The sequence below is a fragment of the Ruegeria sp. YTSA075 genome (assembly GCF_059610245.1).
In genome coordinates this window covers 1-23,147 of the sequence record NZ_JBXWNG010000022.1, presented here as the reverse complement: position 1 = coordinate 23,147, position 23,147 = coordinate 1, and the positions used below count along the sequence as shown (strand labels likewise).

Sequence of the window (23,147 nt, the reverse complement as noted above, 5' to 3'; positions counted from 1 at the left end):
GGTCGCTCATATCACCGCTCCGTTTTCCGAGCCGTGAATCATGCTGCGCGTTGGAAATCAATGCATCCTGACCCTAGCCACTTCGCCAAATGACCAATTTTCTGGATCGACGTTGTAGCTGTGGAATTCCATTGTCAGTATTTGTAGTGCTTGTAGCGCACTCTTTTCATCGTCCGCAAAAAAGGCCAACAAGTCCAAGCTTTAGACTGTTGTGGGTCTTATGCTTCCATCCGGAAGATTGATTTGGAATGAACGCATCATTGCTGATAGCCCGCTTTCTCAGCAGAAGGCATCAAGTCTTTCGCCCATTGTTTCATTATTTCTCGACGCCGTTCCAGAAAGTCCGTCCGCTTATAAGCTCGCTCTACTGACCCACCAACGACATGGCCCAGGCAAGTCTCCGCAACCTCGAACGGCACACTTTGCGTTTCTGCCACCCAATCGCGGAAAGATGACCGGAAGCCGTGAGGGCGCTCAATCAGGCCACGGCGCTTCATGTAGGCACTCATTGTCATGTCAGAAATCACCCCGCGCTTGACACTTGGGAACAGGAATCCATCTCGGGCTAGCGGCCTGGCTTGTTCAATAACCGACACGGCCTCCAGTGACAGCGGTACACGGAAGTCTGCCGTTGCGTCCCTCCGACCCTTCATTGAATCTCCTGGTATCGTCCAGACATCATCTCCAATCTGATCAAGGTGCAGGTGCCTAAGTGGATAGGAACGCACAGCGGTTAGTATCAGCAAGCGCAACGCCAACTCAGTGACAGTGCCGCCATTCAGGCTTTGATAGAAGGCCGGGACATCCTGCCATGGCATCGCAGGAATGTTCTTGGCCTTATGTCGCTGTTTTCCAAGTAAGGCCCTTGCCTTGTCCGTGGCTTGCAGATCCACATCCAACCCGAGGGCCGCAGCGTGTCGCATCACGATAGACAGCCGGTTCATCGCTTTCCGCGCCGTGTCGGCTTTATCGTGCCAAATAGGGGCAAGCGTGTCGCGGATGTCCTTCTGATCCAACTCGACTACGGGAACCTTCCCAAGCTTAGGAAGAACGTGCAGTTCAAGAGGGGAATACCACCGACCTGCCTTGCCGTCGCCCTTCAGTTCCGCTTTGCGACTCTCGAAGGCATCAAGGGCAACGTCTTTCAATAGATGGAGTTTGCTTGCCTCTTCACGCTTCATTCGGGCGCGTTCTTTGATGGGGTCCACACCTTTGCGAGCTACTGCGCGCCAGTTCTCGGCTTCTTGCCGAGCTTCTTTTAGTGATACCTCTGGAAACGGCCCCAAACCCATCTCTCGCCGACGTCCGTGGACGGTCACGCGCAGAAACCATTGAGCGCCCCCATCCTCACGTCGATGGAACCAAAGCCCGCCCCCGTCAGAGTACTTCCCAGGAGCGCTTGACTTCAGTGTCGCTGCGCTGAGCTTGTTCAAAGGGCGTGTCACAAACCCACCTCTCTATCCACCCTCTACATATAGTATATAGTGGGGCATGGTGGAACACCCTGACACAGCTAAATCAATGATAACATGATATTTGGCAAATTCATGGTATGCGGTGAAACGTCATGAAACTTGAATTAGATGCCTCTCTTGGGCACCATTTCTTTCCAATATAGATGCTTGCGACTGCTCGGTTTCGTTGAGCATGCTACTTGCGTTCAATGCGCGGTCCACCCGAACGCCTGCTACAATACGCAGGTGTCAAGTTCCCCCGCGTGCCTGCACCTTATGCAGCCAATCCGGGCGCATCGGGCTGTACAAAAGCCCGATTGAAACAATCCAGGGCACCAGATAGGCGCGGTGATAGATATGGGTAAAGCTCACCATCAACGCAGCAAAGGTCAGCGTCGCCGTTATCACCGTCGTGCGTGCCGCGGTTCTATACGGCGTATCGGGGCCAGCCAGCGTGGCATAAGTAACCGCTGCCAGATACAAAAACAGCAAACCCATCAGTGACATCAGGCCACCTTCGTTAGCCAGCAACAGATACAGATTATGGACCGGCAGATCATGTGAACTGAGCTCTCGATACTGCTCGGCCCCCATGCCCAGCACATAGTAGTCGGGCAGGAACCGCCAGGCCTCGATCATCAGCTCGGCACGATCACTGAAGGTGCCAACACCCTCGATATTCCCCTGCTGAAGTGGGCTGAGGACGCGTTCGACAAATTTCTGCGGCAGGATCTTGTCGGCAAATGTAATGCCCACCCAGCCGGTCACGGCAAACACAGCTGACCAGATAAAGAAGATGCGGAATTTGCCGAGTAAAAACAGGTAGATGGCGCCGCTGATCAGCGCTCCTGCCAGGTTTGAATTTGAGCTGGTGAAAATAAGCCCGGTAAAGGTTAAGGCAAAGAAGCACGCAAATGTGATCATCTTATAGGCGCGCACCAAGCCGAGATACCACAGCACCGGGAACCACAGCACAATGATCGCCGCAAAGGCGTTGGCGTTGTCGGTCAAACCCGTCAGTCGGTTGTTCCCAGCCACCAGCGCAAGCTGCCGTCGGTGCCCTCCATTATATCCGATCGAATAGGCACCAAGGCCGACAAGGCAGCTGATGACAACAGACATGACGCCCATTTTGGCCAGCAATACCGCCTCTTTATGCGGGCGACCAAGAATGGCGAGCGGCAATGCGACAAATGAAAAGAAATATTGGATCAGGACAACCAAGGCATCCACCGGATCGCCATAGGCGATGCTGCCGATCAACAGCCCGGTCATCAGCATTGCGATACCCAGCCACCACATCGAAGAGGCCGCCTGCATCGGGTATAGCGGGATGACCCTGATGAAGCGGAACAAAAGCCCAAAGGTGATGAAAAAATCGCTGACCGTGAACGATGCACCGGGGTGACGCAAAGACGCAAAAGACGAAAACAGTACGCCCAAAACCACGCAGAAAAACTCAGCGCTTTCCAGCGATGACCGGGGTCGCTTGAGTGTTTCGCTGCTGATCATCTTGTCATTCAACCTATGTCATCGCGCGGATGCCACCCTCCCCGGCAAAGCCTGCAGACCGCCGACCTCCAAGACACTATTTGTAATAGTCATAGTGCCCATAATAGCCTTCATACCCAATCCAGCGGAACTTTTTGGGATCGACATCGTTCAGGATGGTTCCGATGACATTGACATCGGCCTGAGACAGGCGCCGCGTGACCGCCTGAACGGCATCTTGGGGCGATCTGCCCCAGCGGACCACAAGGATCGCGGCATCGATCAGGGTGTTGTTTCGGTAGACCTCATCCATGACCAACGCGGGTGGGGTATCGATCACCACCAGATCGTATCTGGATGTCAGCGTGTCCTTCAGCTTGCGCAGCTTCATTTCGGCATCATCTGTCAGTTCTCGTGTCGGGGATTCTACCGTGATCAGATCCAGTTTGCCCGGCGCATCCTGAGCACCAACAACCTGCTGCGGTAAAATGTCATAGGAATAGAGGTCTGAGCATCGGATGTCGGAGGTGTCCGGGATCAGAAGCTTGGTTGCCCCTTTGCGGTATACATCCAAATCAACAAGGGCGACATTCATGCCATCTGCGGCCGCCGTTGTTGCCAGCACCGTACTGATGAACGACTTTCCTTCGTTGGGCAGCGCAGATGAAACCAACACCACCTTCGAGTGTTGAAACTTGATGCAGTTGGTCAAAATCCCGCGTGCCGTTTCGGCCAGAGGGGTCCGTGGGTTCTCAATCGGTTCGAACACCGCTGCGGCGCGCCCTTTGGGCCCGTATTTCTGCCTTACAAAATAACCCAGATTCTGCAGGCCCGTCGCGTTGAAGATCTGTTTTTCGGTCTTGATTGTTCGATCCAGCCCTTCCCGGATCAGCGCCAGAACAAAGCCGATCATGATCGACATCGCCCCGGCCAGCGCAACGGTCAGCGCACGATTGGGCGCGTATGGCACCTGTGGCACACGGGCGACGGACACCTGGCTTGTGCCCGCTTCGATCTGGCCACTTCGGGTTTCCAGCAGGTTCAACTCATCGACCGAGGCCTGATACCGCGATCTGAGCAGCTCGATTTCTCGCTCCTTACGCAGCAGCGTCAGCTCTTGCCGGGTTCTGAGTTGAAGCCGTTCCTCAGCGGCGGCCAATTCTTCGCGCAAAGCCAGTTCTTCTTCGGGCGGGACGTTTTGTTCCAGACCGATCGACAGGATGGTGCGGGCCCGTTCGGCCGCGCTGCGCAATTGGTCCAGCAACTGCTCGTCATCCAGATTGTCCGAGCGGATGAAATTGGCCAGGTCCGCTTCGTTTCGGGTTAGTTCCTCACCAAGCAAATTCACGCGTCTGCGCACATCCTCGATGTTTTTGTCCAACCGGTCGATGCGATCACCAAGTTCGTTACTAATGTACTGCGTGATGACCGTATTTGCCAAAGCAGCGGAAAGTCCGGCATCGGTGGACCGACCTTCGACAGATATCGCCAAGCTTTCACCAGCACGGGATAGGCTGTATGAGCCCAGAACTTTGTCAATCACGGCCTCGCGGTGCAGCGCTGGAGGATGTTCGATCCCGGTATCAGGGTTTGTGCGGGAAACGAAACTATCATCCTCAAACAAGCCCAGTGTTTCCGCTACCTGACCCGCGAAATCGCGGGATTTGAGCTTTTCGATCTCGGTCTCGATGCTCGAACGACCCAGTTCAACGGTTTCAAGACGCCCCGTCGTGTCACTGTATCGTGTCTCTGACAAAGACAGCACCATTTGGGCGACAGTGCGATACCTGTCCGGAACGGTCCGCATGTACAGAGACGTCAAAATCACTGCGATTCCAAACAGGAAGGCAACTGGAAGCAGATTGCGCCGGATCACCAGCCATATGCTGACAAACTCTCCCGGGTCGCCCTGACCACCTTGAAAACCATTGTTGGAAAGCACAGGAATACTCCAAAATTTCAGATACAATCTTCAATTGGCCGAAAGGCGCTGCGCGCAAGAAGATTGAAATACCGGGTGTTTGTAAAGCTACTTTAACGGCCTTGAATTGCGATCTGCCCACGGCATCATCCATCGGTCATGATGTGACGCTTCGGTTTGGAAGCACTTATTACAATACTGTGCGAAAATAGAAAGCTTTGCAGCGGCGCTTTTGCAAAACGGTTGGAAACGGATGGGGGTTGGTACGCGCCGCCGTTAGCGCGTTTCTGGGTAGGCGTTGCCCAAGATTCTCTGCGCCAGTCCGACAATCTGAGCGTCGGGCAAATTGGCCAAATCGCGGGCCGATTGCCCACCATTGAACGCCATAATGATCGGCTGCCCGATATAGGGATAGAAGTTAAGCCATTCATTGAACTGGCCCTGCGGCAACTCGGTTTCAGGCGTCAGGATCCAGGTTTTCTCGGAGTCCCAAAAGACATCTTCATACCGAAGATACACCTTGTCCAATGTCCCCATGCCCAACCGCGCGATCGCGCTTTGCTTGTCATCCGGCAGGGGCGGAGAGAAGGTGATCGTATCTTGTTTCAGCACTCCCAACGGGATGGTAACGATCACCGCATCGAACCTGTCTGATTGGCCGGTCTTGTCTTCCAAAAGCACATCGCCGCCCTCAAAGGCGACACGTGCCAGCGCTCGGTTTAGCAGAATGTCAAAATCGCTGGAAAACGCATCGAACAGCTGCGCGTAGCCATCGGAAAAAATCACCTCGGCCCCGCCATAGTCGGTATCTCGCAGATAGGCCGAAGCGTTGAGTTCACCACTACCCGCCCCGATACTGTTCTGAACAGATACGATGGTATCAAGCCAATCTGGCGCGTCTCGGTCCGGTACATCGCGACCATCAGCGCCTCGAATGATATAGCTTTCGGTCGTCGCCACGGTTGAAACACCCAGTGATTTCGCCAACCGCGCCAGTGGGTTGTCATCAGTACCGTGTATCCAGCTGGCGCCCAGATCGAGCGCTGTGCCAAGGCGATTGTCGGTCCAAATGCGTCCACCGATACGGTCACGCGCTTCCCAGATCGTGACATCATATCCGCGCCTGGCCAGCGCATCCGCAGCGGCAAGGCCGCTCATCCCTGCGCCGATGATGGCAACCGTTTTGGCGTCTGTTTTTGAAACCGCCTCCGCTGCCAAGATCCCGGATTCATAGGCGGCATGCACCGTGCTGTTATAGGAAGGATGCGTGGCCTCACCCGCAAAAAACAGGCGATCACCGACTGGACGGCCCAAGGCTACGTGATCCTTACGCCGCGATCCTTTGGCAACATAGGAATAGGACCCAAGGCTGTATGGATCGCGGCTCCAATTTGTACGGAGATATCCGGTTGCGGCGTGTGTGCCCAGCGCGGCCCCGACCAGAGGAACAAAGCCAGACGCCAAGGCACCCAAAGCTGCAGCTAAGAAATCTCTGCGATCCATTTCAAGCCTCTATCTGGTTACTTCTTCGGTTCCCAGCCCGGCGGGCGGAACAGAATGGCAAAGGCATCGCGGATGCTTCTGGATTTCGCAATATCCCGGATCAGGTCAGGCCATTCCGAAAACCACACTTTGATCGGGTTCTGACTGTTGAAATCACGTGTCAGGCCATAGCGTGGGGTTTCTTCCTCGACCTGGAATGTACCCCAAATCCGATCCCAGATAATGAAGATACCGCCATAATTCTTATCAAGATATTTGTCATCGCACCCGTGGTGAACGCGGTGATGAGACGGCGTGTTCATCACATATTCAAGTGGTCCCAATTTGCCGATCAGTTCCGTGTGCAACCATGTCTGATAAGCCAGCACTGCAATCACACCAAGCACAATCGCCTCGGGTGCAAACCCCATCAGGGCCAGTGGTATATGGGCGATCAGGGACCATACTCCTTCCAGCGGACCAAATCGGATACCCGTGATAATGTTCATATCGCGCGAGGAATGATGCACCGCATGCTGGGTCCAGAGCAGGCGCACTTCGTGGGCAATTCGGTGTTCCCAGTAGTACGTGATATCGGCCAGCACGATCACAAGGATCACACTCCACCACGTCACGGGGATGGCCCATGGCAAACCCTGTGAGATTATCCAATACAGCCCGTAGGCCCCAGTCAGAACAAAGGTTTCGACCAACAGATACGGAATCTGGGTCGAAGCGCTTGCCAGCATTTCGCCGAACGTCTTGGCTTTGAAATCGCCTTTAAAGAGCATCTCGGCGATTTCGATCAACAAGATCGCAGCGCCGATCAGAAAGAACACATCGTCGATCTGTGTGGTCAGGGTTTCGAGATTCATTCAGCCCCTCCTTTCAATCCTTGGGAAAGTGTCCGCCAGGCCAAATCGGCAGCTTGCTTGGCTGTTGCCTCGCCGGATCGGACAAGGGACCAGGCGGCGTAGATGAGGTTTTCGTAAGCCTCAACAATCCATTCAGTTGGCACATTCGGGTCAAACGCGCCTTCTTGTTTTGCCGCGTCAACATCGCGTCGCAGCTCCTGCAAACCTTTGTCATAGGCTGCGGCAATTTCGGGGTCTGCCTCCAACCCCTCATTGGCTAAAAACAACTGACGGTTCGCCAGCGGAACAATTGCATGCAGTGATAGCCGAAAGCCTTCTTCATAGCTTGTTGCACCTGCCGTGGCCTGTTCAACAGCTTCATCGAGTTCAGCCATTGCGATCTTTGCCAAGGCGCGCATCAGTTCGGGCCGTCCGGGGAAATGCCGATGCAGCGTCGCACGGCCCACCCCGGCGTTCTGTGCGACATCGCCAAGCGAGGCGGCTTGGCTCTGCGAAAAAACCTCGAATGCGGCTTCGATGATGGCATCTTTGGTGGTTGGTCGAATTACACTCATGAGACATAGGTGTATCATACGAGACTTTAATTCAACCCCACGCGCAACCTTAAATGCGTACCCGGTAGGCAGGCCAGCAATCAGCAAAGGATTTTTGGGAATCGAACAAAGAAGATCGCAAACATGTCTCTTCCAGTCGTCCTTATCGGACACCCCTATCGCTGTTCGACATTCACGATACGCGGCGCATGAACATGAGTGCGGATCACAAGGGCTGCGAGGGCTCCGGCCAGGGCGCCAAACAGATGCGCCTCCCACGAAATCCCGGGCTGGCCGGGCAAAACACCCCAGATGATCGAACCGTAGACCATTGCCACCAAGAGCGCAGCCCCGAGTGTCACCGGAGATCTGTCCACCACACCACGCGCGACAAGAAACCCGAACCATCCAAACACCAAACCAGATGCACCGATATGGATGGCGTTGCTGCCAAAAAGCCAAACGAGCGCGCCACTCAAGGCGATAATGACGACATTCACCAACAAAAGCGCGCGCGTAGCGGTCAGCGCAAGCAATGTGCCCATCAACACAAGTGGCGGTGTGTTTGACATGAGATGGGAAAAGCTGGCGTGCAGAACCGGCATCCCGAAGATCCCATCAATCCCACCCAAATGCCGAGGGATCAATCCGAAGGCCAGGTTCAATCGATAGCCCAGCGCCCAGTTGATGACCTGTATCGCCCAAAGTGCGGCGATGAAGATTGCCAACGCCCAAAGCCGTTTGCGAACCACACTGTTGTTGTTCTGATCTGTCATCTGGACCAGATAGTTCCTTCGTAAAAACCGATCAAGAAGGGCTGGGTTAGACCGTCTCGTCCAACCGAATGGTAATCGCCAGATCGCTCATGACGTCCTCAACAACACGTCTTGGCAGCTCAGCCAAACACGGGCGCGCGCCGGGACGCGGCGTAACAGTCCCGCGCAGGATTGCACGACAGGTGATACCAGGCACAAACGGGCCATCTCCGTCCTCGGCGATCAGGGTCCATGTTCGGGTAATGCTCTGCCCGTTCCGCCGCCCTGTGACACGCACCTGCATCCCCCCGCGATCTGTTCCAAACAGATAGAGCGCTTTCGACAACCAATAGAGCGCGGAATAGGCCACATCAGACAGGGTAAGACGCCAGCGGCGGCGAAGCCAAGCCAATGCGGACAGCGATGCATTCATCACCCCCAGTTCCAAACCCGCGCGAAACATGACTGTTGAAGCGGCAATTCTATCCGGCAGCAGGTGTATGTCGGGGACGTCCACGAAGTACCCAGCACGCCGCAGACCCGGCGCAAGCGTATAGGTTTTCCGATCTGTCCAGCCCCGCATGGTCTGCCAGATACCATCCCGAAGAACCTGTGAGGGGCGGCCAACACCACTGACAATGCTCTTGATCACCGACATTCCACGTGGCGCCCGGTTGCCCGGCAGTATTGCAATGTCGATAAGGTTGATCTTGTCCAGCCCGTCGATCAGATCCTCAACAATGATCGAGGACAGGCCCGGCACACTGGAGGCGCCCGAAAGCACAAAGACATTTGCGGCCTCGGCCTTTGCATTCATATCCGCAATGCCCGTTGTGAATTCTGAACTGTCGGACAGATCCAGATAATGGCAGCCATGCTGAACGCATAAACGCGGGACAAGATATGGATCCTGACCATAGTGTTGGAACGGCCCCGCTGCATCTATGACAACATCCGGCGCGACACTGAAAATGATTTCGGGTGCAGAGTGAATATCGACCGCCAGGGTGCCTGCTCCCAGTTCGCGGGCAAGGGCGCGACCCTTTGAAGGCTGCCGCCCGGCCAACCACAGTTGATGCCCATCGCGCGCAAGCAAACGGGCAGTCAACGCACCAAAGACGCCATATCCACCGATGATCACAACCTTCATGGCGTGGTTTGGGGAGTCAGGCATCGGTCGCCTCAACGATCTCGGCATCGAAGAAAACGGCATCCTGATATATGACCGAACCCAACAGCCGATGAGTCAGTGCCAGCGTGAACTTGAACTGCCCATCGCCCAGTTCTTCATGCCCGATGACAAGATTGCCCGGGCACACCCATTTGGGCAAAGGGATGCGCCAACGGCCCAGTTTCACAAAATAGCTGTCGCTGATGAACAGCAAGGCGTTCCGGGTGCTTTGCAACCGCAATGCAATGCCAATTCCATAGCCTATGTATTCCTCTAACCCGGTCGGACCGTCGAAGCGTTTGGAGCTGCTGACAATCTGCGGAAACCCCGAGGACCGGCCATATTGCCTAATCCAGAATTGACCCCCGGTTGCAACGTCTTCGGTGACAACCACAACGGCAGAGCGCCCGGCAGATGTGCGATCAAACGGCAGCGGCGCACCTATGGCTCGCATGACGAAGGCCAGCAAACGCCCGGCCAGATTCATCTGCATCGCGGACACGCGACCCTGATAGACAAGACTAGCACCACCAGACAATCGTTTGCTAAAGCGCCGCCTGATTGCCGTGGGCAAACGGTTCCATCCGTCTTGACCCAACAGCTCGAAGAAACGGGTATCCCTTTTGTGCCGATCACATCGCTGCGCTTTGACATCAGCCTCAATAGGCTGCGCGTTTTGAAAGGGCTGTGCTTCGTGCTTTTCAAACATTCTGTTGTTTCCGTCAAAAGAGAAATTAAAAGTCAAAAAATTTTAGCCGTTCGGCTTGCCCCCTGTAAGCTTCAGGAATGAAGCGACTTTGCTGCCCATCTTCATAAGCATGATCAGCTTAGGCCGCGGAACCGTCAGCATATCGTGATACCACTTGTCAGCCGTGCTCAGGAAATCCTGCATCGCCTGCATGCGCTGCAATACCTCCGGCTCTAGCCCGCTTTCGCTTTCAGCCTGCGCAACACATGTGCGAATGGCTGCAGCAGCGGGGTCAATCTCGCGCTCTTTTCTGCCTTGCGCGATGCGGATCACCATCTCCCAGACGTCCGTCTCGGCCTCGAAATGTTCGCGCCGTTCACCCGGAATCGGGACCCGGCGGATTAGGCGCCAACTGACAAGCTCCTTCAGCGAATTCGACACATTCGAACGCGCGATCCCCAACGCCGCCGAGATTTGTTCCGCATTCATCGGCCTGATACTGACGTATAGCAGTGCATGAATCTGCGCCACAGAACGATTGACGCCCCACTGGCTGCCCATATCGCCCCAGTACAGGATAAACTGGCTGGTGGCATCGGATTTCGATATATCTCTTATTTCTGTCATAACAGAAATATCAGACTTAGAGGAACAAGAGTCAAGCCCCAGAGCTGACCGTTTAATGAGTGGCGCTTAAGATGCGCCGCGAAATCTGATCGGATGACATAGGTTCCAGCTCGGCCGCACCCGGCGATCATCGGATATAGATTGGCGACCACCCGCCACCGCAAAACCACGGTGGCGGGCGAAGTCGTCAATTCTTTTCGAGTGTCAAAGCTTAATCCGGAACGCAGCGAAACCGTCTGCACCTTCGCCGGCATCTTCGATCGCAACCCCTTTGACATCGCCCATATATTCGCGGGCTTTGGGTCCGGTTTCGAACAGAACCGTGGTGCCCTCAAGCGGCGCAAATGACCAATTGGCGTCTGCCTTTGGGTCGATTGTGCCCTGCTCGACGATGTAGCGCACGATGACATCGCGGTTGGTATCGGGCGCTTCGAACACCACTGTATCGCCCAAAGCACCGGGGAAGGAGCCCCCACCCGAAGCACGATAGTTGTTGGTAGCGATGATGAATTCCATGTCATCTGTAACCGGCTCGCCGTTGAAGGCCAGGTTCACGATCCGGGCGGCGTCTGGGTTGACCTCTTCCCCTTTCGGTCCAAAGCGTGACGGTTGAGACAGGTCGATCTGATAAGTCACGCCGTCCATCACGTCGAAGTTGTAAGACGGGAATTCCGGGTTCAGCAGGATCGCATCCTCGGCACCCAGTTCAACCTGATTGAACATGCCCGCCGACCGCTCCAACCAGCCCCGGACCTGAGCACCGTTCACACGTACCGCACGCACTGTGTTGGGGTACAAATACAGGTCAGCCACGTTCTTGATGGCCACATCACCGACCGGAACATCGGTGTAGTATTCAGGACCACCACGGCCACCGGCCTTGAACGGAGCCGCCGCTGACAGAATGGGCAAGCCTTCATGCTCGGTGCCCTTCATCATCTCTTCGACATACCACTTCTGGGCGATTGAGACGATCTGGACCGACGGATCATCCGCGACCAGCGCGAAATAGCTGTGCAGCGGGGCCGAGGTTTTGCCAACAGCGCGCCGGACATAGGCCAGCGTTTCGTCGTGATCCTGTGCGACCGAGTCGAGCACCGTCTGATCGTCATCGACCAAGGCAGTGATGGAGCGATCTTCGTTGCGCTTCGAAATCGGACGCGCCTCGGATGTGGTGGTGACCACCCGCCATTCATTTCCATCCCGCTCCAACAACAGATCAAGCAGACCAAGATGCGAACCCCAGAAGCCGCCCATGACGGCGGGCTTACCCATCAGCGTGCCCTTTTCCACGTCAATGCCAGGGCGATCCGCAAAGGTTGGTGATGGGAAGACCAGGTGATTGTGGCCAGTGACCAGCGCGTCGATGCCATCAACCCCGGCGAGAACGACCGAAGCATTCTCCATCCCGTCTGCATGATCGGCCTCACCAATCCCCGAATGCGACAGCGCAATGATCAGATCGCAACCCTGTTCTTTCATCTCGGGCACATAGGCTTGCGCGGTCTCGACGATATCACGCGCCTCGACATTGCCTTCAAGGTGCTTGCGATCCCAGTTCATGACCTGAGGCGGGGTAAAGCCGATCACCCCGATTTTGATCGGATGCTTGGTACCGTCTCCCATTTCAATCTCGCGTTCCAGGATCGCGTAGGGTTTCACCAAGGTCTTGTCATCGCGCGGGTTTGCGCCTTTTTCCTTTGCGACATTGGCCAGAACAACCGGGAATTCGGCCCCGGCCAGGGCTTTGTCCAAAAACTCCAGGCCATAGTTGAACTCATGATTTCCCAGCGTCGCGGCATCATACCCAACCGTGTTGAAGGCAGTGATGATCGGGTGGCTGTCCCCATCTTTCATGCCGCGTTCATAGGCGATGTAGTCACCCATTGGATTGCCTTGCAGAAAGTCACCATTGTCGACCAGCAGTGAGTTCGTTGCCTCTGACCGGATCTCATTGATGATCGACGCGGTGCGGGACAGACCAACCGTATCGCGGGGTTTGTCCGCGTAATAGTCATAGGGGAAGACATGGACATGTATATCCGTGGTTTCCATTATCCGCAGATGCGCCTGATTGTTTGCCGCTGCTGCCGAAAAGGGGTGCAGCGTGATGGCCGCCGCACTGGCAGTTGTCGTGGCAAGGAACTGACGACGAGAGATGTGTAAGCGGCTGGGGATAGACATAAAACACCTATTTGGTTTGCTGTTCAACGCGCCTTTTCTGAACTTTTTGCTACACGCGTATGACACGAACGGTCAGACTATTCTGCGCATTGAAATTGGGGGTATCAGGAGGCACCATATCTAATTATGCCATGATTCCCAGAGCGTCACCGACTGAGGAACGCGATTCTGCCGATTGATCCCGCCAACGCTGCAAAAGGTTTGAGCCGCCAGAGCGAACCGGTTTCACACTAAGCCAGTCCTCGATGATCGAATCCCGGTATCGATGCGTCAAACATCGGTCTTGTGCAACATGACACGAAGTTTGACGCACCAATCAGAAGAGATCGCGGCGTGTTTCATGCCGACGGTTACACAAAAGCCCGGATCTTGTTCAAATCCAGTCTTGGTGCCCTCTGGATCAAGGACGCGGGGTAGACTTTGTCATTTACGAGCCGGTCCACCGTGAAATCAGGTTCTAGTTTTTGCAGTGATGCAATTGCGCGCTCGACTTCCTTCTTGCGACCGAAATTTGAATAGAGAGCAACCAGGTACCGAAGCGGCGGCCTGAAATTGGGATTCTGTGCATGGCATTCTTCGGCATACGCCAGGGCCAGTTCCAGCTTTCCGGTCATCAGCGCAGCCCCAAAGAGCTGGTTATCCCACCAGAACTTGTTTGGCAGCGTGGTTACCAGATGGCTGGCCCGCACCGCGTGCCTCAAAGAGGCCTCAGCGTCACCAGTGTAGACCGATGCAGAGCTCAGGGCCCACCAGGCCATCGGGTTTGACGGATTCAGTCGAACCGCTCTTTTTGCCATGGAGTAACTGGTGAGATGGTTTCTGAACAGCTGGCCCTGGGTGTTTGCTACAGTTGCGACAACCATCGAATTGTTGGGCTCCAACTCCAGCGCCTGCGCACAGAGGGCTTCGGCCTGATTGGTTAGAGCTTCTGGATCTGAGGAGTATCGCTCGGCTTTGATGATTGTCAGGCACTGAGCACGCCAAGCGAGGTAGAGACCTCGCTTATGGGTGTCAAAAGCGCTTGCAAACAATGCATCGGCCTTGGCGGCAGCGCTCGGTTGCATCTTGAACAGAGTGCGAATAGCCAGCCGACAATCTCTGTCGGCGCTTTGTTTTTGGTCGCCACGAATGAATAGCTCATCCCCAATTGCTTCAATCAGTTGATTGCAGATCCGGTGGACCCTGGGGTGTTCGGTTGGTGGGGTCCCCCGAACCGGGACGACGATTTCATGGGCCCAAATGCGTGCGTTGGACTCAGAGCAGTCCAGAGAAATGCGCAAGCCCAACTGTGATTGCTCGAACACCAAGCTGGTCATGCGTATCTGCCAATGCGCACTGAAGTTGCTGCCGCCGGTGCTAACACACACATCGACCGAAAAGGTTTCGTTCAAGATACGCGAGACAGTGTCAGCAACGGTTTGCATAAACCAGGCCATCAATGGTTCGTTTGGTACATCGACAATCATGGCTATGATTTTACGGGGGACTTGCGGTTGATCGGTCAACATATGTGCCGGAGAGCGCTGTGCTGATTGGCGTTGTTCGCCCAGCCATGCTCCAAAGGCCGCATCACAGACCGGAATACCATCTAGGAAAACCCCTGGGGGGGGTGTAACGATCTTGATCCGATCCAGAGCCAGGGAAATGTTTTGTCGATTGGCCGAGACCACATCAGCTGCAGGACCCAACGACCGCCGTATCTGCAATAGGCATTGCCGCAAGCTTCCCGCTGCTTGCTTGGTTTCCCGCGTACTCCAGAGTTTCTGTTTCAGCCACTCACGGCTCTGGCTTCCGCGCGGGGAACTCGCCAGCATTGCCAACAGCGCTTGGGCCTTGACCGATGTTGGCGTTACATCCGTGCCATCCCGCAATTCAATTCGGAAAGGACCGCACAGGTAAAGGACCGCAACGTTATTTGCTGTCTGTGACATAATCTTTGTCTCAAATTTGCTCGGAAAGCTTAGCGAGCAGATATTCTCCGATCAAGAGAATTGGTCTCGTTAAAGTTTCGTCAAAAATCGAGGGTGTCGCAAAACCAGGATTGCTCGATCCAAAAAGTTGTATTTCGATGTCGTGAAGGACAACACAATTCCTTGGGGGGAAATATGCCTAAATATGGGGGAAATACCGGAGGGAACACCGGCGGCAATACGGGTGGGAACACTGGTGGGAATACTGGCGGAAACACAGGGGCACTTAATGCGTTTTCTCGGGACCATGCGGACAGCCCAGCCTCGCCCTTGCTCAGCAACGCGCTACTTACTGCGCGCGATGGGGTCACCGGATACTGGAATGGCAAACCCAGCCTGCCATATTGGCACAGTGATCAACGTGCAGTCGGAGACGATTCCAATGCGGTGAAAAAGCGTAAAGAAGACCTTGAAAAGCTCAAACTGCCTTTAGACAATGCCTATCTAGATCATCTGCGCAGACCTTATCAGGCCAAGATTCTGTTGTCGCTTTTGTCGCAGTACATCACATTCAAATCTAAAGAAGAAGATGCATCTAAGAGTGCGACGGATGCCGGAGCTGTGATCGCAGTCGAAGGTACCGAGCTGACAGCGTTGGTGCGTCCAAATCAAGAATTCTTTGAATCCCAATTAATCTGGCTTCGGGCTTATGCCGATCTCCGCGATGATCGGCTGTCGGAAATTCATATGCAATTGGATGACATGTTGTCATTCTTTGGGGCTCAGGCCTATTTGGACAATGGCCGCAGGAAAAACAGCCTTATGTTGCTGGATATCGTGCGGGACTTTGCAATTCACATTGAAACACCACTGAAGTTTTATTGCCGTGCTGCCAGGCCCATCGACTTTGCCAATCAAGTGCAGCCCATGATCCAGACACCGGATCATTCCAGTTTTCCGTCGGGCCATTCGCTAGAGGCGTTTGCAATCGCAACTGTCTTGTATCGGCTGCAAACCGGTAAGGGTCCAAAAACAGGATTGGGTGACAAAAACACCGCGGCGGCATTTCCGTTCCGGCTGGCGCATCGCATCGCCACGAACCGAACTGTGGCGGGGGTGCATTTCCCGGTTGATTCCCTAGCGGGTGCGTTTGTCGGATGTCATGTGGGCGAAATTCTGTATGCTATCGCGTCTGGCGGAACGCTGATCCCGCAGGACGTGGATCTGGGCGATCCTAAATCGGATTTCATGCTCAAGGTAATGGGGGGCGACACCATGGGACGCGCAGCGTTCTCGGTTACTCAGAACTCTGTCGCCAAAGAGCTTTGGAACCGCGCAGCGCGCGAATGGCCCGGCGCGCCTGCGGAAATTTGAAAGGGGCAGAGGCATGTCACTATCCTGGCAAACCGTAAGGTACCCTCATGAACCCAAGGGGGGAGCCTACACACATTGGTGGATCGAAAAGGAAAGGGACTTCATCCCCAAAGAAGCTCTGGACCAAAAGGAAACGAAACTCAACCTGAGCGAGTTTGAGGTCAAGTTCTCACGCGCAGCGCAAATGACATCCGAAGCGTTTTTTGAAAACGGCACCGTAGTACCGCTCCCGAATGGTGCGAGAAACCCGAAAGAACCGGACACCTGGGACCCCGCCAAGATCCAAGAGGCGTTGCCACAGGTGCCCGACGAAACGGTTTTGGTTGGTATCGTCGACACCGGTGTTTCGTTGAGCAACTCGCGTTTTCGTTTGCCGAACGGTCAAACCCGATTTGTCGCGTCATGGCAGCAATCTGCGCAGTTCAAGGGTCAGTCAGAGCTGCCTTGCGGGCGCGAGCTCTATGCCGATGACATCGACGCGGCACTGAACAAGCACGGAGCGTCCGGGAGATTAGGTTACGTGGATGAGATCGGATTCAATCGAGACCTCAATCTGACGGAACCGAAGTCGCCGGGTGGCCAGCGTGATCTTGAGATGGCGGCCGCACATGGCACACACGTGTTGGATCTAGCGGCCGGAATTGACCCTTTGGGCAACGACACAACGCTTGCCAACAAGCTTCGGCTTCTATCTGTAAACTTGCCCGCGCAATATGCCCACGGGACGGCAGGAACTTTCCTTCCCTACTTTGCGGTCTATGCAGTGCAGCGCATCATCCATTTGGCCAATGCGCTTTGGCTGAAGAACAATCCCGGAAATAAAGACGGCGGGTATCCGTTGGTCATCAACTTTTCTTACGGGATGACGGCCGGCCCGAAAGATGGGAACCACATCTTTGAGCAGGCCATTCGCAGGCTGCTGGCGGATCGACAAAACGCAGATGGTGGGAAAGCACCCGTTCGCCTAATCATGCCAGCCGGCAATGACAACCTGGAGCGTTGTGCCGCCTCGGCTGTCCTGGGAAAGGATAAAGCCATTCATCATCCGACGGGATACCAAGCACAATCCAAGATCAAGCTGGATTGGCGCATTCAGCCCGCGGATTCGACTGCGAATTTTGTAGAGATCTGGTTCGAAGAGCAATCTTGGTCCCATCTGCAAGAGGTTGTCCGCGACCTAAAGGTCAGGGTGACACCTCCTGGAGATGATGCGCTGTCCTTGCAGCCACTGGTGATCGATACGTATCAAGATCTGGGCGATTTCGCCCGTGTCTATGTCAATGCCAAAAAAACCGGCGAAAAGCGGCGGCTGGCGCTGCTTGTCTGTATCGCACCGACGGTTTTGGACATCCCCGGCGCTCCGATCGCGCCAGCCGGAAAATGGGCCATCGAGGCCCTACATGCTGGCAAACCCGTTGATGTGACGTTCTATATCCAGTCTGATCAATCTGCTGTTCGCACCAGCAAATCCGGACGTCGATCCTATTTTGATCACCACAAGTACAAAACACATCTGGAAAATGGCGCGCTGGCTGACACTTACTCTTATGACCTGAATAGTGATCAGCTGCATGACCATGACAATTGGAAATGGTTTGGGCCCGTTCAACGGCGGGGAACGCACAATGCGCTGGCGACGATCAATGACATGGGATCAGATGGAAACTTTGCTGTGATCGGCGGGTTTGATGACAGCTCAGGATATCCAGCGAACTACTCGTCCAGTGCAGATGGCGATGACAGCAAGCCCTACGGACGCAAGAGCATTTCTGCCTCTTACCCCAGCGAAAACGGGGCTTCACTCTTTGGGCTGTTGGCGTCAGGCGCGCGTGATGGCTCGGTCGCATCGTATCGCGGCACCAGCATGGCGACAGCAGTGGCGACGCGGGATGCAGCGTTGGCTTTTGTCCACAACATTGGCTCCGGCCAGAACATTGCGACAGAGGATTGGTTCAAAACCCGCGCCAGAGCTGTTGAAGACAAGGCCAAGGCTGGAACACTCAAGGATCATTGGGGGCAATCCGTTGAATGGCCGAAAATCGGATACCTCAAAAGCGGTTCGGGACGGGTCAACGCTCGACAAACTGACCGCCGATGGAGTCGTCTGGGTGGCGAAGATTAAGGCAAGCCACTGAAATCAAATTTCTTTAGCGGATTTCACTTGGGAGCCCGACTCCTGAGGCGGGTGGAATTTGCCCAAAACACACAGCAGAAGGAGAGTTTTCTTGACCCTCATTAAGTTCATTTCCGTGACCTCGACCCTGGCGTTTGTCAGCGCCTGTGGGATTTCAGAAAAACAACTATCTGATTTTGGCAAGGCCGCAGATCAAACTGTTCAGATCGCAGGCATGGCCAGCACCGTCTCTGCCAACCTGGTCGCCCAAAACGAGATCACACGCAACGAGTGCCTGTATCTCGAAGGCAAAAACTACGCTCTGGCCTCGGAGCCTGAAACCAAGCTGTCGCAACTGCTCAGCGATCAGAAGGCCGTTTTTGCAGCATTGGGAGAATACGCCAATGCCATCGCCGGCGCATTAGATGCAGAGGAGCAAGCCAAGATCGACGAAGCTAGCGGTGCAGTGGCAACTTCGGCAGGCGGGTTATTGACGGTAACTGGTGCTGCTCCGGCAGTTGCTCCGACTGTTTCGCTCCTTCTGACCTCAGCTGTAGAGATCGAAAAGAACCGCCGCATTTCCGCGGTCAAAGCTGAGATGCGAAAGGTGCTCCCGCGTCTGCGTCAGCTCAAAAAACTGCTGGAAGCAGACAGCCAACAAGCGCTTGCCGAGATGGATCAGCAGATACGGAACTGGGAAGAGTACACCCGCTGTGTGCTGAAAGAAAGCTACCAAAACGCCAACGCCGCAGCGACATTCCGCGAAGCGGATCAGGCGAAACGAACCTTCATGGCCAATCGCAAGCAGGCGGAACAAGCCGCCGCGGCCATGAGTGCCTTGATTGATGCACATTTCGAAATTCTCTTCAGTGACGGCAGTTTCGACGATGGGCTCGACATCCTCAACAAATTCCTCGTCGGCCTTCAAGACATCAAAGACGCTTAAGAAAGGAATAGATCAATGAGTTACAGCAACAGACAAGCCCAGAACAAAATTGGCCGTGCAATCTCGGACCTTCTCAAAGTTCGGGATGACTATTCCGGTCTCAGCGCAACGGAGCAACAGGTAAACGAAACCGCGATAGAGGCTTTGAAAGAAGAGTATTTTGCTTTGGAGCCGCATCCGCCCGCCACAACCTATGCCGAGATCACGGCGGCCTTGACCGGTGCAAAGACCCAGCTCGAAGAGATCAAGGTAAAGCGCGACAGGTTCAAGAACAACCTGGTCACGGCGTCAAAACTTCTCGGCAGCCTCACGGCGGTTCTAAAACTGATCAACTGACAGTGCGCGCCTGCGACCTGCCTGAAAGGCCGAGGCCTTATTTCGCCCTTGATCCATTTCAGAGACAACCACCGCGCGCATTGCGTGCCTCATTAAGGAAACCAAATCATGAGCCAACCACCAAGAACCCGCAATTTCTCATCTTGGATAAACCTGATGCCGGGATCACCGCCGATCTTGTATGTTGTTGGAGAGGTCGAAACCCCCGCCAGCAACCAAGTGCCGGCGTTGACGGCGTCAGATGACAGCCCGTCCTCTGGGACGCTAAATCTGGATCTGAGCATTCACGACACGGGCGGCATAGGTACGCAAGAGTTTCAGTTTAAAGGGGTGCGGCACGAACAGCCCAGTTCAGCGGGACAATACACCTCCGTCGTCATCTTCTGGAACGGCGAAGCGCTGATGCGTCTGCCAGTGACATCCACCCACTAATTTCAAAAAAACAGGAGATTTCAAATGACAGATAGTGTTTCCAAAGTACTCGGGAGTGCAACGTATGAAGCGCGTTGGGTACAACGCAGCAACCTTGTGCGGTTGACGGCAAAGGGCCTGCTGCCTTGTTCCAACTATGTTGCGCAGCTCGAACAGCGCCCCGAACGGATCATCCCGCCGATGTGGGACATGATTTTCTATGTGCCCGCGACTTGCGAGAAGGGGCTGCGCTTTTTTGAAGAAAGCATAACCATGGTGAACTCCAGCGGCGCCACGACCATATCGGTGAACGACGCTTTGGGGTCGCATGATGTACCAATTCTGCCGGCACTTGTTCCCGGTGAAGCCGCCACAAGCGGATCGACCGCCGAGGCAGAAGAAGAACAGTTTATCGTCTATGCCAAGCTTCCCCGCCCAGCAACGGGCCACAAGGGCTGCATTGTCGTCCCAGCCGACAGTTTTGTGACGGCGATCCACTACAAGGTCCACGGCCCTGCCTCCTACGCAGACTGTCAGGAGTTCACACAAGAAAACTGCAACGGTCCAGCCGAACAACTGACACTTGCCGGTGGAGAAATTCCCTGGCCGCTGGTCACATAGTCAATTCCTCACCAAAAACTAAGGAGAACAAAGATGAGTGAAGATTCAGAACGCATGATGCGCACACTGACCCGCCGACTTGCGAAAACACCTTTGACGGCTGAGCACATAGGGCCCATCCGGGATGCGCTTTTGGAGTCCCCATATGAAATTGTCGGGGTCGAGATCTGCGAAAAGGGAATTTGCATTGATCACCTTTGGGACGGCGGCGTCGATACCATGGATCTCAAACCTCTGACCGATCATCGTCTTGGCGAGTTGCTGGGAGTCGAGGTTTTCCCGTTGGGCACAATCGCGCCTGATCGCGCCCGTCTGCGCAGCCAACACGGGCTCTAAAGCGTCGTTGGTCAGCGTCGCGCCCGTGTTTGGTCGCGACAGGCAGTTGCAACGCTCCACTTGAGAAAGGTGAAACATGCTTACCCAGGTACCAGTCGTACAAATCCATCTGTCGCGTTTCTGCAATCTCAAGTGTTTGCATTGCTATTCTTCATCCGGTCCGTTTGAACGCCAATCACTCCCAGTTGACGATGTTCTGAGCGCTACGGCGACGCTTGCGCGAGCCGGATACCGCCGTGCCTCCCTGTCCGGCGGCGAGCCCGTGCTTGCCCCCGGCTTTCGAGATCTGGCGACCGGGCTGACGGCACAAAATCTTCAGGTCGGGGTAATCACCAATGGCTCGCGCCCTACCCCATTGCTCGAAGCTATGCAGGAAGGCGCCGTACAGCACGCATCCATTAGCTTTGATGGACTAGAAGATCTGCATGACATGATCCGCGGTCGAAAGGGAGCTTTCCAAACAGCCCTATTTACCTTGGAACTGCTTGCAAAAAAGGGGTTTTCTTGCGGTGCAGTTCTCTCGGCAACTCAACAATCGCTGCCGCATATTCCAGATCTCGTCGACCAGGTCTGCTCATCTGGTGCCGCTCATATTCAGTTGCATCCAATCGTCAGCTCTGGTCGAGCCCGACAGGAAGCATCGACCGTGGGCCCTGAGTTGCCGACCGAAGCTTTGCTGCGTTTGGTAGCTCTTGGGCGAATGTTGCAGGGTCTCTATCCCGCTGTGCAGATTCAGGTCGATGTTCTTCTCGGCGCGGTGTTGTCGCGAATTAAGCAACGCAAGAGTGAGCTGATTTCACCCTTGGTCATAGCGGATGACGGCGCGCTCCTTCCGTTTTGCTACGACATTTCAAGGCGCTATGCGTTGGGGAAGCTGGGTGATCAGCGTTTCAATTTCCGTCTGAACTCGAAGTTGAAAGCGCTGCTTGCATCAGTTGAACACGAGGTGTCGACTGTGGCGGCAGCTAATTTCTACCGCAATCTCGTCCGTGCATCGCACAGCAATATACGATTGCGTGCCGCGAGCGCTGAATACACGTAAAAAGATAGCTCTACTCCAATCTCCATAGGGGTTTTGTCCTTCAAAACCTTGCGGATCTGGTTCTCAGGCAACACTCCATCGCTCAGCGTTTCTTTTGACAATTCGATCAAATTCTTCCGATCACTCTGGCAAATCATGTGGGACGGTATGTTTCACTTGCGCACGATCATTGAGTCGGACATGCACCTTCAAAGCCAAAACGCCCTGGGTCAGGCCGGTCTGCCAATCGGGTGCGAAAGGCTGCTGCGGGTCACAATTGCACCTTCATTAACGCCGATTGCCGTGGACGACTTTGGCAGAGCACATAACGAGCTTCCTGCTCAAACCCAGCGACTCGTCGAAGAAACTGCCGAGCGCCATGACGTGTTTTTCGATGCAGAAAGGACACCAGTAACTTTCTATCATGGTGAGAATGCCAACGAACTTTGATTAAATAGAGCCAGTTCACTTGGGCGGCGCACTCAAAAAAGTACTTCTATGTCTGCTTCAGGTACAGCTCATTTGCCGAACTCTAAATTTCTTCTGAAATTATGTACTGCAGTAGCCGAACGTTGGCTCCCGATTACGACGAGTGTCCGGAATTCGGTCTCCACGCGCAGCATTTGAAGATCATCGTCAACGGCAGCTGTGGGCCGCCTCAAAGATGTTAACATGGATATAAAGCTGGCTAGTTGTTTTTTCGAACGCTGATTTCGTGATAGTCAACGACGAAAAAGCGTTCCTGCGGGGTGGGTATGAGTAGAGAACGTAAATTCTTAAGCTTAGTGCTTCGGCACAAACCTGAAGAGATCGGCCTTCAGCTAGGTTCTGGACCCATTAATTTGGTTGCCGCCATTTCGGCTGCGTGATTCAAGCCCCTGAGTTTCAGGGGTATATC

The 23,147-nt window shown here is 54.6% G+C and carries 21 protein-coding genes; 9 read left to right on the top strand and 12 right to left on the bottom strand.

Features of this window, described 5'->3' with window-relative positions; genetic code table 11:
* Positions 1–257: 257 nt before the first annotated feature.
* From AC2FGE_RS20165 to AC2FGE_RS20110, 12 genes are all read right to left on the bottom strand, one after another.
* The gene (locus AC2FGE_RS20165) at positions 258–1,445 is read right to left on the bottom strand and encodes a tyrosine-type recombinase/integrase (protein ID WP_496821103.1); all 1,188 of its coding nucleotides are present in this window, start codon (positions 1,443–1,445) and stop codon (positions 258–260) included.
* A 258-nt stretch (positions 1,446–1,703) separates the two neighbouring features.
* Positions 1,704–2,966 carry an O-antigen ligase family protein gene (locus tag AC2FGE_RS20160; RefSeq protein ID WP_496821102.1) on the bottom strand — a complete coding sequence of 421 codons (1,263 nt, stop codon included), beginning with the start codon at positions 2,964–2,966 and terminating at the stop codon, positions 1,704–1,706.
* Between the two features lie 76 nt (positions 2,967–3,042).
* Entirely contained in the window at positions 3,043–4,887 is a 1,845-nt protein-coding gene (locus AC2FGE_RS20155) for a GumC family protein (protein WP_496821101.1), read from the bottom strand.
* A gap of 255 nt (positions 4,888–5,142) precedes the next feature.
* The gene (locus AC2FGE_RS20150; protein ID WP_496821100.1) at positions 5,143–6,369 is read right to left on the bottom strand and encodes a flavin monoamine oxidase family protein; all 1,227 of its coding nucleotides are present in this window, start codon (positions 6,367–6,369) and stop codon (positions 5,143–5,145) included.
* A 17-nt stretch (positions 6,370–6,386) separates the two neighbouring features.
* Positions 6,387–7,223, bottom strand: a complete 837-nt coding sequence (locus AC2FGE_RS20145) for a sterol desaturase family protein (protein ID WP_496821099.1) — start codon at positions 7,221–7,223, stop codon at positions 6,387–6,389.
* On the bottom strand, positions 7,220–7,777 hold the full coding sequence (locus AC2FGE_RS20140) for a TetR/AcrR family transcriptional regulator (protein WP_496821097.1): 558 nt from the start codon (positions 7,775–7,777) through the stop codon (positions 7,220–7,222). The genes AC2FGE_RS20145 and AC2FGE_RS20140 overlap by 4 nt, the downstream gene beginning before the upstream one ends.
* 155 nt (positions 7,778–7,932) lie before the next feature.
* On the bottom strand, positions 7,933–8,532 hold the full coding sequence (locus tag AC2FGE_RS20135; RefSeq protein WP_496821096.1) for a rhomboid family intramembrane serine protease: 600 nt from the start codon (positions 8,530–8,532) through the stop codon (positions 7,933–7,935).
* Positions 8,533–8,578: 46 nt separating this feature from the next.
* Positions 8,579–9,685, bottom strand: coding sequence for a saccharopine dehydrogenase family protein (locus AC2FGE_RS20130; RefSeq protein WP_496821095.1), 1,107 nt, complete (start codon positions 9,683–9,685; stop codon positions 8,579–8,581).
* Positions 9,678–10,391 carry a DUF4166 domain-containing protein gene (locus AC2FGE_RS20125; protein ID WP_496821094.1) on the bottom strand — a complete coding sequence of 238 codons (714 nt, stop codon included), beginning with the start codon at positions 10,389–10,391 and terminating at the stop codon, positions 9,678–9,680. The genes AC2FGE_RS20130 and AC2FGE_RS20125 overlap by 8 nt, the downstream gene beginning before the upstream one ends.
* A 42-nt stretch (positions 10,392–10,433) precedes the next feature.
* A complete protein-coding gene (locus tag AC2FGE_RS20120) occupies positions 10,434–10,997 on the bottom strand; it encodes a GbsR/MarR family transcriptional regulator (protein ID WP_496821093.1) in 564 nt (187 codons plus the stop codon).
* A gap of 204 nt (positions 10,998–11,201) precedes the next feature.
* Entirely contained in the window at positions 11,202–13,181 is a 1,980-nt protein-coding gene (locus AC2FGE_RS20115; protein WP_496821092.1) for a bifunctional 2',3'-cyclic-nucleotide 2'-phosphodiesterase/3'-nucleotidase, read from the bottom strand.
* A gap of 350 nt (positions 13,182–13,531) precedes the next feature.
* Positions 13,532–14,851 carry a tetratricopeptide repeat protein gene (locus AC2FGE_RS20110; RefSeq protein ID WP_496821091.1) on the bottom strand — a complete coding sequence of 440 codons (1,320 nt, stop codon included), beginning with the start codon at positions 14,849–14,851 and terminating at the stop codon, positions 13,532–13,534.
* A 435-nt stretch (positions 14,852–15,286) separates the two neighbouring features.
* Between AC2FGE_RS20110 and AC2FGE_RS20105 the strand changes: the two genes are divergently transcribed.
* From AC2FGE_RS20105 to AC2FGE_RS20065, 9 genes are all read left to right on the top strand, one after another.
* On the top strand, positions 15,287–16,465 hold the full coding sequence (locus AC2FGE_RS20105; protein ID WP_496821090.1) for a phosphatase PAP2 family protein: 1,179 nt from the start codon (positions 15,287–15,289) through the stop codon (positions 16,463–16,465).
* A gap of 13 nt (positions 16,466–16,478) precedes the next feature.
* Positions 16,479–18,587 carry a S8/S53 family peptidase gene (locus tag AC2FGE_RS20100; RefSeq protein WP_496821089.1) on the top strand — a complete coding sequence of 703 codons (2,109 nt, stop codon included), beginning with the start codon at positions 16,479–16,481 and terminating at the stop codon, positions 18,585–18,587.
* A 127-nt stretch (positions 18,588–18,714) separates the two neighbouring features.
* Positions 18,715–19,524: a hypothetical protein gene (locus AC2FGE_RS20095; RefSeq protein ID WP_496821088.1), complete on the top strand. Its 810-nt coding sequence runs from the start codon at positions 18,715–18,717 to the stop codon at positions 19,522–19,524.
* A gap of 15 nt (positions 19,525–19,539) precedes the next feature.
* Positions 19,540–19,860, top strand: coding sequence for a hypothetical protein (locus AC2FGE_RS20090; RefSeq protein ID WP_496821087.1), 321 nt, complete (start codon positions 19,540–19,542; stop codon positions 19,858–19,860).
* 108 nt (positions 19,861–19,968) lie between these two features.
* Positions 19,969–20,292, top strand: a complete 324-nt coding sequence (locus AC2FGE_RS20085) for a hypothetical protein (RefSeq protein WP_496821086.1) — start codon at positions 19,969–19,971, stop codon at positions 20,290–20,292.
* Between the two features lie 24 nt (positions 20,293–20,316).
* Positions 20,317–20,892, top strand: coding sequence for a hypothetical protein (locus AC2FGE_RS20080; protein ID WP_496821085.1), 576 nt, complete (start codon positions 20,317–20,319; stop codon positions 20,890–20,892).
* A 33-nt stretch (positions 20,893–20,925) separates the two neighbouring features.
* Entirely contained in the window at positions 20,926–21,228 is a 303-nt protein-coding gene (locus tag AC2FGE_RS20075; protein ID WP_496821084.1) for a hypothetical protein, read from the top strand.
* Between the two features lie 76 nt (positions 21,229–21,304).
* Complete coding sequence (locus AC2FGE_RS20070; RefSeq protein WP_496821083.1) at positions 21,305–22,270, top strand: radical SAM protein; 966 nt, start codon at positions 21,305–21,307, stop codon at positions 22,268–22,270.
* 48 nt (positions 22,271–22,318) lie between these two features.
* On the top strand, positions 22,319–22,699 hold the full coding sequence (locus AC2FGE_RS20065) for a hypothetical protein (RefSeq protein WP_496821082.1): 381 nt from the start codon (positions 22,319–22,321) through the stop codon (positions 22,697–22,699).
* Positions 22,700–23,147: the final 448 nt, after the last annotated feature.

Excerpts from the sequence above, each read along its gene's own strand:
- AC2FGE_RS20090 (WP_496821087.1), top strand. The coding sequence starts at position 19,540 with ATGAGTTACAGCAACAGACAAGCCCAGAACAAAATTGGCCGTGCAATC.
- AC2FGE_RS20115 (WP_496821092.1), bottom strand. The coding sequence starts at position 13,181 with ATGTCTATCCCCAGCCGCTTACACATCTCTCGTCGTCAGTTCCTTGCC.
- AC2FGE_RS20135 (WP_496821096.1), bottom strand. The coding sequence starts at position 8,532 with ATGACAGATCAGAACAACAACAGTGTGGTTCGCAAACGGCTTTGGGCG.
- AC2FGE_RS20085 (WP_496821086.1), top strand. The coding sequence starts at position 19,969 with ATGAGCCAACCACCAAGAACCCGCAATTTCTCATCTTGGATAAACCTG.
- AC2FGE_RS20140 (WP_496821097.1), bottom strand. The coding sequence starts at position 7,777 with ATGAGTGTAATTCGACCAACCACCAAAGATGCCATCATCGAAGCCGCA.
- AC2FGE_RS20105 (WP_496821090.1), top strand. The coding sequence starts at position 15,287 with ATGCCTAAATATGGGGGAAATACCGGAGGGAACACCGGCGGCAATACG.
- AC2FGE_RS20130 (WP_496821095.1), bottom strand. The coding sequence starts at position 9,685 with ATGCCTGACTCCCCAAACCACGCCATGAAGGTTGTGATCATCGGTGGA.
- AC2FGE_RS20120 (WP_496821093.1), bottom strand. The coding sequence starts at position 10,997 with ATGACAGAAATAAGAGATATATCGAAATCCGATGCCACCAGCCAGTTT.
- AC2FGE_RS20145 (WP_496821099.1), bottom strand. The coding sequence starts at position 7,223 with ATGAATCTCGAAACCCTGACCACACAGATCGACGATGTGTTCTTTCTG.
- AC2FGE_RS20100 (WP_496821089.1), top strand. The coding sequence starts at position 16,479 with ATGTCACTATCCTGGCAAACCGTAAGGTACCCTCATGAACCCAAGGGG.
- AC2FGE_RS20070 (WP_496821083.1), top strand. The coding sequence starts at position 21,305 with ATGCTTACCCAGGTACCAGTCGTACAAATCCATCTGTCGCGTTTCTGC.
- AC2FGE_RS20125 (WP_496821094.1), bottom strand. The coding sequence starts at position 10,391 with ATGTTTGAAAAGCACGAAGCACAGCCCTTTCAAAACGCGCAGCCTATT.
- AC2FGE_RS20150 (WP_496821100.1), bottom strand. The coding sequence starts at position 6,369 with ATGGATCGCAGAGATTTCTTAGCTGCAGCTTTGGGTGCCTTGGCGTCT.
- AC2FGE_RS20080 (WP_496821085.1), top strand. The coding sequence starts at position 20,317 with ATGACAGATAGTGTTTCCAAAGTACTCGGGAGTGCAACGTATGAAGCG.
- AC2FGE_RS20160 (WP_496821102.1), bottom strand. The coding sequence starts at position 2,966 with ATGATCAGCAGCGAAACACTCAAGCGACCCCGGTCATCGCTGGAAAGC.
- AC2FGE_RS20075 (WP_496821084.1), top strand. The coding sequence starts at position 20,926 with ATGAGTGAAGATTCAGAACGCATGATGCGCACACTGACCCGCCGACTT.